The organism is Streptomyces sp. MUM 2J (assembly GCF_022414535.1).
Lineage (GTDB): Bacteria > Actinomycetota > Actinomycetes > Streptomycetales > Streptomycetaceae > Streptomyces.
This window is the reverse complement of the sequence record NZ_JADWYM010000002.1, coordinates 58,574-73,547: the sequence shown is the minus strand read 5'-3', so window position 1 is coordinate 73,547 and position 14,974 is coordinate 58,574. Positions and strand designations below refer to the sequence as shown.

At 73.2% G+C, this 14,974-nt stretch carries 13 protein-coding genes; 7 read left to right on the top strand and 6 right to left on the bottom strand.

The window, feature by feature from the left end; all coding sequences use genetic code 11:
- The 3 genes from I3F54_RS02210 to I3F54_RS02200 are packed head-to-tail and all read left to right on the top strand — an operon-like array spanning position 1 to position 2,068.
- Positions 1 to 477 carry a DUF2771 domain-containing protein gene (locus I3F54_RS02210; protein WP_240116825.1) on the top strand — a complete coding sequence of 159 codons (477 nt, stop codon included), beginning with the start codon at positions 1 to 3 and terminating at the stop codon, positions 475 to 477.
- Positions 478 to 491: 14 nt separating this feature from the next.
- Positions 492 to 1,187, top strand: a complete 696-nt coding sequence (locus tag I3F54_RS02205) for a futalosine hydrolase (RefSeq protein ID WP_240116824.1) — start codon at positions 492 to 494, stop codon at positions 1,185 to 1,187.
- 23 nt (positions 1,188 to 1,210) lie between these two features.
- Positions 1,211 to 2,068, top strand: a complete 858-nt coding sequence (locus tag I3F54_RS02200) for a 1,4-dihydroxy-6-naphthoate synthase (RefSeq protein WP_240116823.1) — start codon at positions 1,211 to 1,213, stop codon at positions 2,066 to 2,068.
- A gap of 14 nt (positions 2,069 to 2,082) precedes the next feature.
- Here the strand turns inward: I3F54_RS02200 and I3F54_RS31990 are convergent, their stop codons facing one another.
- Positions 2,083 to 2,466 carry a cold-shock protein gene (locus tag I3F54_RS31990; protein ID WP_205383233.1) on the bottom strand — a complete coding sequence of 128 codons (384 nt, stop codon included), beginning with the start codon at positions 2,464 to 2,466 and terminating at the stop codon, positions 2,083 to 2,085.
- A 1,134-nt stretch (positions 2,467 to 3,600) separates the two neighbouring features.
- Between I3F54_RS31990 and I3F54_RS02190 the strand changes: the two genes are divergently transcribed.
- Entirely contained in the window at positions 3,601 to 3,861 is a 261-nt protein-coding gene (locus tag I3F54_RS02190) for a hypothetical protein (RefSeq protein WP_240116822.1), read from the top strand.
- On the opposite strand, the gene I3F54_RS02185 is transcribed toward I3F54_RS02190, so the two are convergent.
- Both I3F54_RS02185 and I3F54_RS02180 read right to left on the bottom strand, forming a co-directional pair.
- Positions 3,828 to 4,463 carry an HAD family hydrolase gene (locus I3F54_RS02185; protein ID WP_240116821.1) on the bottom strand — a complete coding sequence of 212 codons (636 nt, stop codon included), beginning with the start codon at positions 4,461 to 4,463 and terminating at the stop codon, positions 3,828 to 3,830. The two genes, I3F54_RS02190 and I3F54_RS02185, sit on opposite strands and share 34 nt — an antisense overlap.
- Before the next feature lie 81 nt (positions 4,464 to 4,544).
- Positions 4,545 to 5,579 carry a hypothetical protein gene (locus tag I3F54_RS02180; protein ID WP_240116820.1) on the bottom strand — a complete coding sequence of 345 codons (1,035 nt, stop codon included), beginning with the start codon at positions 5,577 to 5,579 and terminating at the stop codon, positions 4,545 to 4,547.
- A gap of 82 nt (positions 5,580 to 5,661) precedes the next feature.
- Between I3F54_RS02180 and I3F54_RS02175 the strand changes: the two genes are divergently transcribed.
- Positions 5,662 to 8,190, top strand: a complete 2,529-nt coding sequence (locus I3F54_RS02175; RefSeq protein ID WP_240116819.1) for a helicase C-terminal domain-containing protein — start codon at positions 5,662 to 5,664, stop codon at positions 8,188 to 8,190.
- Positions 8,191 to 8,352: 162 nt separating this feature from the next.
- Here I3F54_RS02175 and I3F54_RS02170 read toward each other — a convergent pair whose 3' ends face one another.
- Entirely contained in the window at positions 8,353 to 8,736 is a 384-nt protein-coding gene (locus I3F54_RS02170; RefSeq protein ID WP_240116818.1) for a tetratricopeptide repeat protein, read from the bottom strand.
- A 54-nt stretch (positions 8,737 to 8,790) separates the two neighbouring features.
- Entirely contained in the window at positions 8,791 to 10,350 is a 1,560-nt protein-coding gene (locus I3F54_RS02165) for a recombinase family protein (protein WP_240116817.1), read from the bottom strand.
- Positions 10,351 to 10,458: 108 nt separating this feature from the next.
- Between I3F54_RS02165 and I3F54_RS02160 the strand changes: the two genes are divergently transcribed.
- Positions 10,459 to 12,102, top strand: a complete 1,644-nt coding sequence (locus I3F54_RS02160) for a DNA repair helicase XPB (RefSeq protein ID WP_240116816.1) — start codon at positions 10,459 to 10,461, stop codon at positions 12,100 to 12,102.
- A gap of 209 nt (positions 12,103 to 12,311) precedes the next feature.
- On the opposite strand, the gene I3F54_RS02155 is transcribed toward I3F54_RS02160, so the two are convergent.
- A complete protein-coding gene (locus I3F54_RS02155; protein WP_240116815.1) occupies positions 12,312 to 12,509 on the bottom strand; it encodes a hypothetical protein in 198 nt (65 codons plus the stop codon).
- Between the two features lie 273 nt (positions 12,510 to 12,782).
- On the opposite strand from I3F54_RS02155, the gene I3F54_RS02150 reads away from it, so the two are divergent.
- Positions 12,783 to 14,846, top strand: a complete 2,064-nt coding sequence (locus I3F54_RS02150) for a UvrD-helicase domain-containing protein (RefSeq protein ID WP_240116814.1) — start codon at positions 12,783 to 12,785, stop codon at positions 14,844 to 14,846.
- Positions 14,847 to 14,974: the final 128 nt, after the last annotated feature.

Below are 14,974 nucleotides of genomic sequence, written 5' to 3'. Positions count from 1 at the left end.
ATGACCATGCTGCATTCCGTCGTGCGACGCCGCCGCGCCGTCGCCGTTGCCGGCGCCGTTTCCGCCGGACTGCTCCTGCTGTCCGCCTGCGACAAGCCGACACCGATCGCCACGATCACCATCGGCCGGAGCTCGGTCAGCTCCGAGGCCGTCTGCTACAACGACGGCGATCCGCTGGACGCCAAGACGCTCGCGGACTGCGCGACGCAGAAGAACGACGTGAAGTCGATCGATCTGGGCCAGGACCAGGCGATCCGTGTGGGCGTCGACCCCGACATCGCGGACAACGGCTGGACGATCCTCGTCAACGGCCAGCAGTTCGCCGACTACAGCAACAACACCTACCGCTCCATCCCGGGCAGCGTGTTCTTCAACATGCAGTACGGCACCCAGGGCGAGACCAACACGATCTCCATCCGTGAGGGCGAGAAGCAAGCCAAGGGAATCTGGACGTTCAAGCTGAAGAAGGCCTACTGACCGGGGTCTGTCCGATGCGTGTCCTCGTCGCCACCGCGGTTCCCGCCGAGCGGGACGCGGTGGCGCGCGCGTTCCCGGGCCCGGTGGAGCGGCTTGAGCGGCCCGGCGTGGACCTGGTGCGGACCGGCGGTGTGTGCGACCTGATCGCCGCGGGCGTCGGCCCCGCCCGGGCCGCCGCCTCCACCGCCGCCGCGCTCAGCGCCGCCGCCCTCGGGGGCGCCCCCTACCGTCTCGTCGTCTGCGCCGGGATCGGCGGAGGGTTCCAGCCGGAGGCACCCGTCGGCTCGCTCGTCGTCTCCCGCGCGATCACCGCGGCCGACCTCGGTGCCGAGACCGGCGACGGCTTCGTGCCCGTCACCGAACTGGGATTCGGCCGGGTGACGCATGTGCCGCCGCGCGCGCTGGTCGGGGAGGCCGTCCGGGCGACCGGCGCCCGCCCCGGCACCGTCCTCACCGTCTCCACGGTGACCGGGACCGCCGCGCGCGCCGCCGGCCTGCGCGCCCGGCACCCGGACGCGCTCGCCGAGGGCATGGAAGGCTTCGGCGTGGCCGAGGCGGCCGTCGCCCAGCACGTGCCCGTGCTGGAGATCCGCGCGGTGTCCAACCCGGTGGGCCCGCGGGACCGCGCCGCCTGGCGCATCGGGGAGGCCCTCGCCGCCCTCACCGAAGCCTTCGAGAAACTCACGCCCGTCCTCCTGGCCTCCTGGTGAGAGGTGGGAGAGAGGTGGAACCAATGACCAGTGAGCCCGCGTCGTCCCTGCGGATCGCGTACTCCCCCTGCCCCAACGACACCTTCGTCTTCGACGCCCTCGCCCACGGCCGCGTCCCGGGCGCGCCCGCGCTGGACGTGACGTTCGCGGACATCGACGTCACCAACGGCATGGCCGAACGTGGCGAGTTCGACGTACTGAAAGTGTCGTACGCGGTCCTGCCGTACGTGCTCGACGACTACGCGCTGCTGCCGTGCGGAGGCGCGCTGGGCCGGGGCTGCGGGCCGCTGGTGCTGACCCGGGAGGCGGGGCTCGACCTCACCGGCCGCACGGTCGCCGTGCCCGGCGAGAGGTCGACGGCCTACCTGCTGTTCCGGCTCTGGGCGGCCGACGTCGTGCCCGGCGGGGTCGGTGAGATCGTCGTGATGCCGTTCCACGAGATCATGCCGGCCGTGCGGGACGGGGAGGTCGACGCGGGACTCGTGATCCACGAGGCGCGTTTCACCTACCGGAACTACGGCCTGCACAAACTCGCCGACATGGGCGAGCACTGGGAGAGGACCACCGGGCTGGCCATCCCGCTGGGCGCCATCGTCGCCCGGCGGTCGCTCGGCGGGGACATGCTGAAGCGACTCGCCGACGCGATCCGCACCTCCGTGCGAGCGGCCTGGGACGACCCCGAGGCGTCCCGGCCCTACGTCATGGAACACGCCCAGGAGATGGACCCGGCCGTCGCCGACCAGCACATCGGGCTGTACGTCAACGAGTTCACCGCCGAGCTCGGCGAGAACGGCTACGCCGCCGTGCGTGGGCTGCTGACCCGTGCGGCGGCCGAGGGACTGCTGCCGCCGCTCGGCCCGGACGCACTCGACTTCCCCTGAGCACCGGGGCCGGGTCAGACGTCCAGCTGGTCGGCGACCGCGCGGAGCAGACCGGCGACCTTCTTCCCGGCCGCCTTCTCGGGATAGCGGCCCCGCTCCAGCGTCTGCGTGACGTTCTCCAGCAGGGTCGTCAGGTCCTGCACGATGGAGGCCAGCTCGTCCGGCTTCTTGCGCTGCGCGGCGGCCACCGACGGGGTCGGGTCGAGCAGCACCACCGACAGCGCCTGGTCACCGCGCTGCCCGGCCACGACACCGAACTCCACCCGCTGTCCCGGCTTGAGCGTCTCGACTCCGGCGGGGAGGACCGAAGAATGCACGAAGACGTCGCCGCCGTCGTCGCGGGAGAGAAAGCCGAAGCCCTTCTCACTGTTGAACCACTTGACCTTGCCAGTCGGCAAAGCACACGCTCCCTCGATCCGTCCCGGACTGGCCGGACGCCGTTTGAACTGCCGTTGAGACAGCCTACCGGGGGTCTCTCCAGCGGAACATGCCTTAAAACGGCACCGTGCCCCTATCGGCGCCCGTGTGGCGGGATAGGGACTCAGGATGAGTCAGGGAAGCGTGACTGTTACCCGATGCGCCGGCAGAGGAGCGCGCGGGAGACGCCAAGAGCCCTGGCAATGACACTGGCACTTCTCCTCCTTCCCCCGACGCGCCCCGGCCGCAGCCGAGAGGCCTTCCGTGACGCCGGTGGGGCGTCCACCGAAACGCCCCCCGAGCCTTGGCCGCCTACGGTCCGGCACGGATGCACCTGCCCTCAGGGAACGCCCGAACTCGGCCATGACCTCGATGTCTTGGAGCATGGACCGTCCGTCCGGCGAAGCTGGTCCATGCCGGCGAGGGCGCCGGTGGGCACCTCGAAGCCGACCCCACGCCCCCCGAGAGCATCCACCGTCGCCGCCGGGCCCATGAAGGAGCGGGCGAATCCGTCCGCCTTCCGGACGCAGCGGAATTCCCCTCACGCGTGCGGCCGAGAGCCTCATCGCGTTCCGGCCCGTCGGCGTCTTACCGGATGTCGTACCCGTGAAGATCCGGGACAGTCGATCCCCAGCAGCAGGGCAGGCCGAATTAGCGAACAATCCGAGAAAGGGAAAAGGTCGTACCAACGGCACCGAGCGGTGGGTGGGCCGGTCCACGCCGGCCGCGACGACCACGTCGAACTCATCGGCCCGGGACGTCAGCCACCCGCCCGGCCCGGGAAATCAGCCACCCGCGCCCGGGCCGTTCGAAGGGGGTCATGGACCCGTGACGTCCGTGTCCTCAGCCTCGCCCACCAGCAATCCGGACCGGTGCGGAGGGCCGAGGTGGTGCCGGACCGCGCCACGCCGCCGCTCGACGGACCTGGAGCCGTCCGCGTCGGCCGACCGGTGGAGACAGGCGAGGCGACGAAGGTGGGGCTGCACGGCGAGAGGGTGGCGCTCCGTGTGCTCAACCGACCTGCTCGACTGTGCCCGTCGGCACATCGAGATCCTCGGGGCGGAAGACGGGACGCTGCCCGGTCGTTCCTTCGGGCAGGGAACTACCCTGGTCCGGTGCGTGACGAAACCCAACCGAATTCCACCGCACCCGGTGATCGGCTGATCCGTGCCGGTGCGATCGTCTTCTTCATCGGTGCCGTGGCCACCCTGGTCACCGTGGCGCCTCTGCTCCTCGGAACGGCGCCCTTTCCGACGTACATGTTCGGTCTGAGCATGCTCATGGCCGTCGGATTCCTGCTCGCCGGAGCCGGCATAATGCGGTCGATCGCTGCCGGACGGCGTCAGGCGCGCACCGGTTCCGGAGCGTCCAGGTAGGCCGAAAGCCACCCCGGGAAGTCGCCGAGCCCGCCGAGGACGACGTCTGCGCCGGCCGCGCGCAGTTCCTCGGGCGCGCACGGCCCGCTCGCCACCGCCACCGACAGCGCGCCCGCCGCCCGCGCCCCGCGCACGTCGCCCACGTGGTCGCCGACGTACACGCCGGCGCCGTGCTCGCGCAGCGCCTCCGCCTTCCGCTCGGCCCACAGGTCGCCGATGAGGGCGTCGGCGTCGATGCCCAGGTGCTCCAGGTGGAGTCCGGCGCTCGGCTCGTGCTTGGCGGTGACCACGATCGCCCGCCCGCCGGCCGCCCGCACCGCCGCGATCGCCTCCCGGGCGCCGGGCATCGCAAGCGTGGGCGGAACGGCCTTCTCCGGGTAGAGCTGCCGGTAGAGGGCGGCCATCGCCTCGATCCGCTCCGCGGGGAACCACTGCGCCAGCTCGTCGGTGAGCGGCGGCCCCAGGCGCGTGACCGCGAGGTCGGCGTCGATGTACGTCCCGGTCAGCTCGGACAGTGCCAGGTAGCAGGCGCGGATGCCGGGGCGGGAGTCGATCAGGGTCATGTCGAGGTCGAATCCGACCACCGGGGCGCGCGACGTCATGCGGTCATTGTGCCGTGCCGGCCTCCCCCACCCTCCGCCCGGTTCCGGGCGGAGGGGCGGTCCGGACCCGGCCGCACGGCCTCACGCCGGGGGCCGCCGCTGCGAGCGCCACACGAGGAACACCGCGGACAGCACCGCCGCGCCCCGCACCACCCACGGCCAGGTCTCGGCGATCGCGCCGCTCATCTGCCCGTCGGCGACCGGTTCGCCCCAGCGGCCCTCGGCGCGGCCCCACAGCCACACCACGCCCGACGTCAGCGCCAGACCCGGCAGGATCACGACGGCCCACTTGGTCTCGGCGTCGCTCAGCCGCCGCGAGGCCCAGGCGATCAGCCAGCCGGCCAGCAGCGCGACCAGGTTCCCCAGCACCGCGCCCACGACGAGGCTCCCGGCGGCGAGCAGCAGCAGAGGGTTGCTCCAGCGGCGCGCGGTGAGCACGGCGAGGCGGCGGCGACCGGCCGCCGCCGGCTCGGCCTGAGAAACCGCCCCGTCCGCCGCCGGATCCACCCGCGGCTCCCCGGACGGCCTCTCCGGGGACTTCCCCGGGGAGTTCCCCGAGGGCGGCGGCCTGAGCAGCTCCGGGATCTCCACGCCACCGACGAACCCGGGCACCTCGTCCGCGGGCCCGCCCTCCACCCGCCACCAGTCGGGCTGCACGGCACTGGTCCCGCCGAGTTCGTGCGCACCCGCCAGGTGCGGCGGCGACGGCGCGCCGGAGCGCGGAGCCGGAGCCTGCGGCTCGGCCGGACGCGGACGCGGCACCCCACGCCACAGGCCCCTGGGCCCCGCCTCCTTCGGCTCCTTCGCCCCCGCCGCCCTGCGCCCGTCGTCCCGCTGCACGGGGACGGCGGCCGGTGGCGGCTGCACGGGCACGCCGCGCCCCGCCCCACCGTCCGAGGCCGCCGTGACCACGTCGTCCGGGCTGCCGAGGCGGTCCAGGATGCGGCGCACCGCGGCAGGACTGTCGACGGCGGCCTTCGCCCGGTGCCGGTCGATCTCGTCCCGCAGCTGCGACACGAGCCGCATGCGCGTGGCCGACGGCAACTGCCGCTGCTGCGCCACGTCACCGACCCGGCTCAGGTACTCGTAGACGACCTTGTCGCTCTCGATCCCCACGGGGAGGACGCTATCGTTCCCACGCCGCCCCGTGCCGGACGACGACCCTCCACCGACGCACCCACCCGCTACCGTGGGTCGGATGAGCAGCCCGGCCACTCCGCCCCGCTCCCTCGCGGAAGCACTCCGCGGGCGCGACGACGCCTCCCTGGCCGCGCTCCTGCGCAGCCGCCCCGACCTCGTCACGCCCGTCCCCACCGACCTCACGCAGCTGGCGACGCGTGCCGGCACGCGGGCCAGCGTCGTGCGCGCCCTGGACCGGCTGGACCGGTTCACCCTCCAGACGGCCCAGGCACTGGCCGTGGCCACGGATCCGGCCTCGTACACGGACCTGCTGGGCCTCATGGCCGGCGACGCAGGCGACCCGGAGGTGGCCGCCGCGCTGCCGCACGCGCTGCACCAGCTGCGCGAGCAGGCACTGGTGTGGGGCGGCGACGATCGGCTGCGGCTGGTGCGCACGGCGCGGGAGCTGCTCGCCCCCTCCCCGCAGCACCCGTCGCCGACCGGGCTCGGCCCGGCCGCCGCGGAGGCGGCGGCCGGCATGTCGCCGGGACGGATCCAGGAGATCGTGACGACGGCGGGGCTGCCGACCACGCATGACGGTGTCTCCGCGGTCACCGCGCTCACCGGTCTGTTCACCGACCGGGGACGGATGACGGCACTGCTCGCCGGCGCGCCCGAGGAGGCGCGCGAGGTGCTGACCCGGCTGATGTGGGGCCCGCCCTACGGGCAGGTCACCGCCGACCCGGCAGCCCATCTGCGCTGGCTGCTGGACCGCGGGCTGCTGCTGCCGACGGCACCCGGGACGGTCGTCCTGCCCCGCGAGGTCGCCCTGCACCTGCGCGCCGGGCGGGCGCACCGCACACCGGAGCCGCTGCCACCGGCGGTGGAGACGGGTACCGCCCACCGCCCGGAGACTGTGGACTCCACCGCCGCCGGCCAGGCACTGACGGCGCTCGCCACCGTCGAGGAACTGCTCAAGGACTGGGACGAGGGCGGCCCGGCCGTGCTGCGGGCCGGCGGGCTGAGCGTGCGGGACCTGAAGCGGACCGCGGTCGCCCTCGACGTGCCCGAGCCGACGGCCGCCTTCTGGGTGGAACTGGCGTACGCGGCGGGCCTGATCGCCTCCGACGGCGAAGCCGACGAGCGGTACGCGGCCACCCCGGCCTACGACGAGTGGCTGGCACTGCCCGCACCGGAACGCTGGGCCCGTCTGGTGACGCCGTGGCTGACGGCGACCCGCACCCCGGGACTGGTCGGCGGACGCGACGCCAAGGAGCGCACCCTGTCCGCGCTCGGCCCCGGACTGGACCGTTCCGCGGCGCCGGAGGTGCGGCACCGGGTCCTGACCCTGCTCGCCGCACTGCCGCAGGGCTCCGCCCCGCACCCCGAGTCCGTGCTGGCCCGGCTGCACTGGGAACGCCCCCAGCGCCGCGAGGAGGACCTGCGCACCCGGCTCGCCCGGGCGACGCTCACGGAGGCGGAGCTGCTCGGCGTGACCGGGCGGGGCGCGCTGTCCGCCCACGGGCGGGCGCTGCTGGGCCTGCCCGCGCCGGCGGCGCGGCCGGACGGGGACGCGGCGGGCGAGCCGTCCGGCCCCGGCGACAAGCTGCCCGTGCACCACCACCGCAGGCCCGCCCCCGCGGCACCGCTCTCCGCCGCCGCCCGGGCCGACGCCGCGGCCGCCGCCGCCCGGCTGCTCGCCCCGCTGCTGCCGGAACCGCTCGACCACGTGCTCCTCCAGGCCGACCTGACCGCCGTGGCCCCGGGCCCGCTGCAGCGCCCGCTCGCCAACGTGCTCGGCATGCTCGCCGACATCGAGTCCAAGGGCGGCGCGACGGTCTACCGGTTCACACCGGCCTCGGTGCGGCGCGCCCTGGACGCCGGGCGCAGCGCGGCCGAGCTGCAGGACTTCCTCACCACGCACTCGCGCACCCCGGTGCCGCAGCCGCTCGCCTACCTGATCGACGACGTGGCCCGCCGCCACGGCCGGCTGCGGGTGGGCGCGGCCTCGGCGTACGTCCGCTGCGACGACGACGCCCTGCTGAACGAGATCCTGGCCGACAAGCGTGCCACCGGCCTGCGCCTGCGCCGCCTCGCACCGACGGTGCTGGCCGCCCAGGCGGATCCGGCGACCCTGCTGGAGGGGCTGCGGGCCATGGGCTTCGCACCCGCCGCCGAATCGGCGGAGGGCGATGTGCTGGTCACCCGTCCCGGCGCCCACCGCACCCCGCCCCGCACCCCGCCCGAGCCGGTGCCGGACGGCCCGCCGGTCCCCGACGCGGCCCTGCTCGGCGCCGCGATCCGCGCGATCCGCGCGGGCGACCTGGCCTCCACCACCCCGCGCAAGCCGTCGGGACCCCCGCCGGCCTCCGGCGAGCTGCCGCGCACCTCGGCCGCGGAGACCCTCGCCACCCTCCAGGCCGCCGTGCTGACCGGCGAGGCGGTGTGGATCGGCTACGTCAACGCCGAGGGCGGCGCCAGCCAGCGCGTCATCGCGCCCGTGCGGGTCGAGGGCGGCTTCGTGACGGCGTACGACCACACGGCCGACGAGGTCCGTACCCTCCCGCTGCACCGGATCACGGGCGTGGCGGAACTGGCGGACGACTGACCCCGGTGCGGCGGACGACTGACCCCGGTCCGGGCGGCGGGCGCGGGTCCGGACGCCGGGCCGGGCGCGGGCCCGGGCGGTTGGGGCACACAGCGTTGGGCCTTCTCTTGGGCTGATCACTGACGGCAGTGATCGACGGCCCCTACGCCATCATTGCCGCCATCAAGTCCGCTCGTCGAAGCTGCCGCCAGCGTCCAAGAGCGCGCGAGCCAAGGCCGCGCGGGTCGCCGCGACCGACGGGTGGTCGACTCCGAGCACTTCCATCTGTTCGGGCAGGAGAACGGAGAGCTCGCCCGCCGCTCGTTCGGCGTCGCCCGCGGCTGTTCGCCATCGTCCTAGGTTCAGCCGGGTGGACAAGGTGTGTGGATGCTCCGGTCCAAGCACTCGCAACCGGTCGGCGAGTAGATCCTCCAACAGGGTGACCGCCGGCTGCGGGTCTCCGCGCCGACCCGTCCACTCCGCGATGCCGGCCCGGGTAGCGTAGGTGTCCGGACTGTCAGGATCGTCCTCCAGTTGGACGGCCAGCAGATCGTTCAGTGCGTTCAAGGCGCCGTCAACATCGCCGAGTTCGCCTCGGTGGCGCATCGCCGTCGCGCGGCGTCAGCCCTGGTTGTCAGCCGCCTCGGCCTCCTGTCCGCTCTCCTTCGCCGCTGCCGCCCGCCGCATGTGCCCCTCCTCGCCGAAGTACACCGACAGACGCGACGTGTCCAGCTTCTTGCCGCCACGCCGCGCGGGTGCCACCTCCACGTAGCCGCCCGCGTTCAACAGCAGATCTCGCTTACCAGCCACGTCCGAGCGCTTCCACTGCTCGGCGTGCGTCTCGCCGGTCGGCTCCGCCTTCACGCCGCCCGGCTTCGCCGTTCGCTGTCTCTCCTTCAGGGTCGCCAGTCGCTCTTCCAGCTTGGCGTACTGCTCCGCGTACCGGATCGCTCCGTCGTCGCCCTTGAACAGGCCCCGGTCGTAGCGATCCTTTTGCGGGTCGGCCAGCGCTTCCTCGGCCTGCCTGATCTGCGGGCGGAAGTCCTCGCCGGCCTCCTGGACCATCCGCATCACGGCAAGGTGCCCGTACTTCGCGAGGAACTGCTCGGTGACGTGCTCCTCGGTGGTCACCCCCGCCACGGTCGGCCCGTAGCACTTCACGCCCGGCTTCTCCTCCCCCTTGGCCGCCCGCTGGCGGTACTTCAGCGGGCCGATGCACCGGTACCGAAGCTGACCGTTGCGCCCGCTGAAGGTGTACATGCGCTCTCCGCAGACTCCGCAGTGCATGATGCCGCGCAGCAGCGACGTCCCCTCCCGGCGCTTCTCACCGGGATTGGCCCGGCGCGCCAACTCGTTCTGGAGCGCCTGCCAGGTGTCCTTGTCGAGGATCGGCGGGCGGTTGACCAGGGGCAGGCCGTCCGTCCGCAGGATCGGCTTTCCGTCCTCGATGACCTGGCCGAGCAACTGGGGGTTGCCCAGCAAGCTCCGCAGCGTCGTCGTGTACCACTGCTTGGAGTCGCTGCGTTTGCCCGTGGTCTGGCGTGAGGAGTGGCCGGGCGACGGGACGCCCTCCTTGTTGAGATCGTTGATGATCTGCATGAGCGAGTCCTTGGCCAGGATCCGCTCCACGATCCGCTTGATCGTCTCGGCCTCGTCCTCGTTGACCGCGAGGACCTTGCCCTCCCCGTTGGGGTTGGGGACGACCATGTACCCGTACGGGACCCGACCGCCGGTGTAGCGGCCCTCGCGGCGCAGGTGCTCGTGCGCGCTGGACACCCGCATCCCGATGGTGTCGGACTCCAGCTCGGCGAAGACCGCGATGACCTTCGCCATGGCCCGGCCCATGGACGACGTGAGGTCGAACGGCTCCGTCGCCGACGCGAGCGCCACGTTCTGGTGCTCGGCGAGTCGCATGATCTCCGCGAAGTCGACCGTCGAGCGCGCAAGCCGGTCGATCTTGAAGAACACGATCACGTCCAGCTCGGCGAGTTTGGTCAGGATGCGTTGCAGTCCCGGCCGGTCGAGCCCACGCGAGAAGCCCGAGACGTCGATGTCCTCCTCGGCGGCCACGACCTCCCAGCCGCGTGCCTCGCACAACGCTTCACAGGCCGCGCGCTGGCGTTCCGGCGAAGTCGTCTCGTCGGTTTCGCGCGATAGGCGAACATAGATAGCGGCGCGCATCCCCGGCGCGCTGGCCGGGACGCCCTTCCGGCGTCGGGCACGGGGCATAGCCCGTGCTGTGACAGGCGTTGTTTCTGTCACGAGACGACCCTATCTGCGGAGGTATGTGTGTCCTGCCTAATCGTCCAGTCGGACAAGACGCTGCTCCTGGAGGTCGACCACGAGCAGGCCGACGCGTGCCGTCGCGCCATCGCGCCCTTCGCGGAACTGGAGCGGGCACCCGAGCACATCCACACCTACCGGGTGACACCCCTCGGGCTGTGGAACGCGCGGGCGGCCGGCCACGACGCCGAGCAGGTGGTGGACGCGCTGGTGCAGTACAGCCGCTACCCCGTGCCGCACGCGTTGCTCGTCGACGTCGCCGAGACGATGGACCGCTACGGGCGGCTCAGTCTGCTGAAGCATCCGGCGCACGGGCTGGTGCTGGCCAGCACCGACCGGCCGGTGCTGGAGGAGGTGCTGCGCTCCAAGCGGGTGGCCCCGCTGGTCGGCGCGCGGATCGACCCGGACACCGTCGTCGTGCACCCGTCCGAACGCGGCCAGATCAAGCAGACCCTGCTCAAGCTGGGCTGGCCCGCGGAGGACCTCGCCGGGTACGTCGACGGCGAGGCCCACCCCATCGAGCTGCACGAGGACGGCTGGGCCCTGCGGCCGTACCAGAAGCAGGCGGTGGAGAACTTCTGGCACGGCGGGTCCGGTGTGGTCGTCCTGCCCTGTGGCGCGGGCAAGACGCTGGTCGGGGCCGGGGCGATGTCACAGGCCAAGTCGACGACGCTGATCCTCGTCACCAACACGGTCTCGGCGCGGCAGTGGAAGCACGAGCTGGTGAGGCGGACGTCGCTGACCGAGGACGAGATCGGCGAGTACAGCGGCACGCGGAAGGAGATCCGGCCCGTCACCATCGCCACGTACCAGGTGCTGACGACGCGGCGCAAGGGCGTCTACCCGCATCTGGAGCTGTTCGACTCCCGGGACTGGGGTCTGATCGTCTACGACGAGGTGCACCTGCTGCCCGCCCCCGTCTTCAAGTTCACCGCCGATCTCCAGGCCCGCCGCCGCCTCGGCCTGACCGCGACGCTGGTGCGGGAGGACGGGCGGGAGTCCGACGTCTTCTCCCTGATCGGTCCGAAGCGGTTCGACGCGCCGTGGAAGGAGATCGAGGCGCAGGGCTACATCGCGCCCGCCGACTGCGTCGAGGTCCGGGTGAACCTGACCGACTCCGAGCGGCTCGCGTACGCGACGGCCGAGACGGAGGAGAAGTACCGCTTCTGTGCGACGACGGACACCAAGCGGAAGGTCACCGAGGCGATCGTCCGCCGGTTCGCGGGCCAGCAGATCCTCGTCATCGGCCAGTACATCGACCAGCTGGACGAGCTGGGGGAGCATCTCGGCGCGCCGGTGATCAAGGGCGAGACCTCCAACGCGCAGCGGGAGAAGCTCTTCGACGCGTTCCGGGAGGGCGAGATCAGCGTCCTGGTCGTGTCGAAGGTCGCCAACTTCTCCATCGACCTGCCGGAGGCCACGGTCGCCGTCCAGGTGTCGGGCACCTTCGGCTCCCGCCAGGAGGAGGCCCAGCGCCTGGGCCGGGTGCTGCGTCCGAAGTCCGACGGCCACCAGGCCCACTTCTACTCCGTGGTGGCCCGGGACACCATCGACCAGGACTTCGCCGCGCACCGGCAGCGGTTCCTGGCGGAGCAGGGGTACGCCTACCGGATCGTGGACGCGGACGAGCTGCTGGCCGGGGAGGTGTGAGGGCGGCGGGAACGCCGCAGGCCAGGGAGCTGTTCCTGGCGGGGAGGTGCGGGACACCCGGTGCCGGATCGCGGCGGCGGGATGATCGCCGACGGCAGCGCGGAGGCAGCGGCGGCCCGGCGCGGTGGACCGGCCGGCGTCGTGGCCGGGGCAGCACCCGGCGGCCGGCGGGGCGCTGGGGCATGCCGGACGGCGGCGCCGCGCCGGGGTCACTCAGGGCGCCCTCGGCGCCGTACGCCCGCCTCCTCCCCGTACTCGCCCAGGACGATCACGTCGAACGCGGCGCGGACGAAGACCCGGACGGCGCGCAGGGCGTCGCCCAGGGGGTGGCGGTGGGTCCCGACGACAGAGGTGGCGCCGGTCGGACGGACGGGCTCGGGGGCGGGGGACAGGGTCGCTGCACTCATGTCTCCATGGTGGTATTTCCGACATAAGGACCGCATCGGTCCGGGGGATGCTCCGGCCCCGGTGATTCCCCGGGGCGGTCCGGCCCGCGTCCCCTAGGGGCCGACGGCCCGTGCGGGCCGGGAAATACGCTGGCCGCGCCTTCCGCCCGTCGCCTAGAATCTCCGCTCTTGCCCGCCTCCCTTCACCGGAGCGCCGCCGCCCGGTCGGTAACCGGACGGTCCCAGAAGTCGTCCCCCGTCACCCCCCGTGACAGGCCTTCCGGAGGCACCCCCTTGTCCACGCCCGCCGCCGCGACCACCGCCGCGCCCTTTGACGACCCGCTCGCGCGCGAGCGAGCCCACCTGGCCTCCTCACGTGCCGCTCTGCGGGCGATGCGCGAGGACGTCGAGGCGCTCGACATCAGCGACGTGACCGCGAACTGGGTGAACGCCAAGGCGCTGGCCCACCAGATCGACGAGCGGATCAAGGCCCTGGCCGACCTCAGCGGCACGCCCCTGTTCTTCGGCCGGCTCGACTACCTGCACGCACCCGGCGCGGAGCAGGCCGAGGGGGCCCGGGGCGAGCGCTTCTACATCGGGCGCCGTCACGTGCACGACGCCGAGGGCGATCCGATGGTGATCGACTGGCGTGCGCCGGTGTCGCAGCCGTTCTACCGGGCGTCGAAGAAGGACCCGATGGACGTCGGGCTGCGCCGCCGTTTCGGCTACACCGGCGGCGAGCTCACGGCGTACGAGGACGAGCACCTGTCCGACCCGGGGGAGGCGGCCCGTACCAGCAAGCTGCTCCAGCAGGAGATCGAACGTCCGCGGGTCGGCCCGATGCGGGACATCGTCGCCACCATCCAGCCCGAGCAGGACGAGATCGTGCGGTCGGGGCTGGGCGGCACGGTGTGTGTGCAGGGCGGCCCGGGGACCGGGAAGACCGCGGTCGGTCTGCACCGGGTGGCCTACCTCCTCTACGCCCACCGGGAGCGGCTGGCCCGCACCGGCACGCTCGTCATCGGGCCGAACCGGTCCTTCCTTCACTACATCGAGCAGGTCCTGCCGGCGCTGGGCGAGTTGAGCGTGCAGCAGGCCACGGTCGACGACCTGGTGGCGCACGTGGAGGTGCGCGGTACGGACGGGGCCGCCGCGGCGCTCGTCAAGGGCGACGCCCGGATGGCCGAGGTGCTCAGGAGGGCGCTGCGCTCGCACGTGGCCCTGCCGACCGAGCCGGTCGTCGTGGTGCGCGGTTCGCGGCGGTGGCGGGTTCCGGCCTGCGAACTGGAGGAGATCGTCCGCGAGTTGCTCGACCGCGACATCCGCTACGGTGCCGCCCGCGAGGCCCTGCCGCAGCGTATCGCGCACGCCGTGCTGGTGCAGATGGAGCGCTCGGGCGAGGCGCCGGACGACCGGGTGCAGGACGCGGTGGCCCGCAACAGCGCGGTGAAGGCGGCGGTGAAGGCCCTGTGGCCGGCCGTCGACCCGGCGAAGCTCGTGCTGCGCCTGCTGACGGACGCGGCGTTCCTCGCCGAGCACGCGCGGGGGGTGCTCGGCGAGGACGAGCAGAAGGCCGTCCTCTGGGCGAGGCCGGCGCGGAGCGTGAGGTCGGCGAAGTGGTCGGCGGCGGACGCCGTCCTCGTCGACGAGGCGGCCGACCTGGTCCGGCGCACGCACTCCCTGGGGCACGTGGTGCTCGACGAGGCGCAGGATCTGTCTCCCATGCAGTACCGGGCGGTGGGCCGTCGCTGCACCACCGGTTCGGCGACCGTCCTCGGCGATCTGGCGCAGGGCACCACGCCCTGGGCGACGCGGAGCTGGAGTGAGGCACTGGCCCACCTGGGCAAGTCGGACGCGGTGGTGGAGGAGCTGACGGCGGGCTTCCGTGTCCCCACCGACGTCATCGCCTACGCCTCCCGCCTGCTGCCGCACATCGCCCCGGGGCTCGCGCCGGTGGCCTCGGTCCGTGAGAACCCGGGGTTCTTCGACCTGCGCACCGTGGCGGAGACCGCCGACGTGGTCGCCGCCTGCGCGGAGCTGCTCCGCAACGAGGGCTCGACCGGCCTGATCGCGGCCGACGCCCGGGTCCCGGCACTCGCCGCGGCCCTGACGGCGGCGGGGATCGGGTATCTGGCTCCGGGTGAGGAGACGACCGAGCTGACCCGGCTGACCCTGGTCCCGGCGTCCCTGGCCAAGGGCCTGGAGTACGACTATGTCGTTCTCGACGAACCGCAGGCGGTGGTGGACGGCGAACCGGACGAGCGCACCGGCCTGCGTCGCCTGTACGTGGCCCTCACCCGAGCGGTGTCCGGGCTGGTCGTGACGCACGCGGCGCCGCTGCCGCCTCAACTGGCCTGACGGCCACCGCGGTTCCGGCACGCCGCCGCAGCACCGGCCCGGACCCCGGTGGCACCCGGCGGCACCCACCGGGCGCCGGGGGCGCCGGCGTCGGGCGGGTCGCACGCCCCGTGCGGTGCGGGACCGGT

Coding starts and splice junctions, on each gene's coding strand:
- I3F54_RS02175 (WP_240116819.1), top strand. CDS start 5,662: ATGAGCAGCCCGGCCACTCCGCCCCGCTCCCTCGCGGAAGCACTCCGC.
- I3F54_RS02205 (WP_240116824.1), top strand. CDS start 492: ATGCGTGTCCTCGTCGCCACCGCGGTTCCCGCCGAGCGGGACGCGGTG.
- I3F54_RS02210 (WP_240116825.1), top strand. CDS start 1: ATGACCATGCTGCATTCCGTCGTGCGACGCCGCCGCGCCGTCGCCGTT.
- I3F54_RS02165 (WP_240116817.1), bottom strand. CDS start 10,350: ATGCGCGCCGCTATCTATGTTCGCCTATCGCGCGAAACCGACGAGACG.
- I3F54_RS02185 (WP_240116821.1), bottom strand. CDS start 4,463: ATGACGTCGCGCGCCCCGGTGGTCGGATTCGACCTCGACATGACCCTG.
- I3F54_RS02155 (WP_240116815.1), bottom strand. CDS start 12,509: ATGAGTGCAGCGACCCTGTCCCCCGCCCCCGAGCCCGTCCGTCCGACC.
- I3F54_RS02200 (WP_240116823.1), top strand. CDS start 1,211: ATGACCAGTGAGCCCGCGTCGTCCCTGCGGATCGCGTACTCCCCCTGC.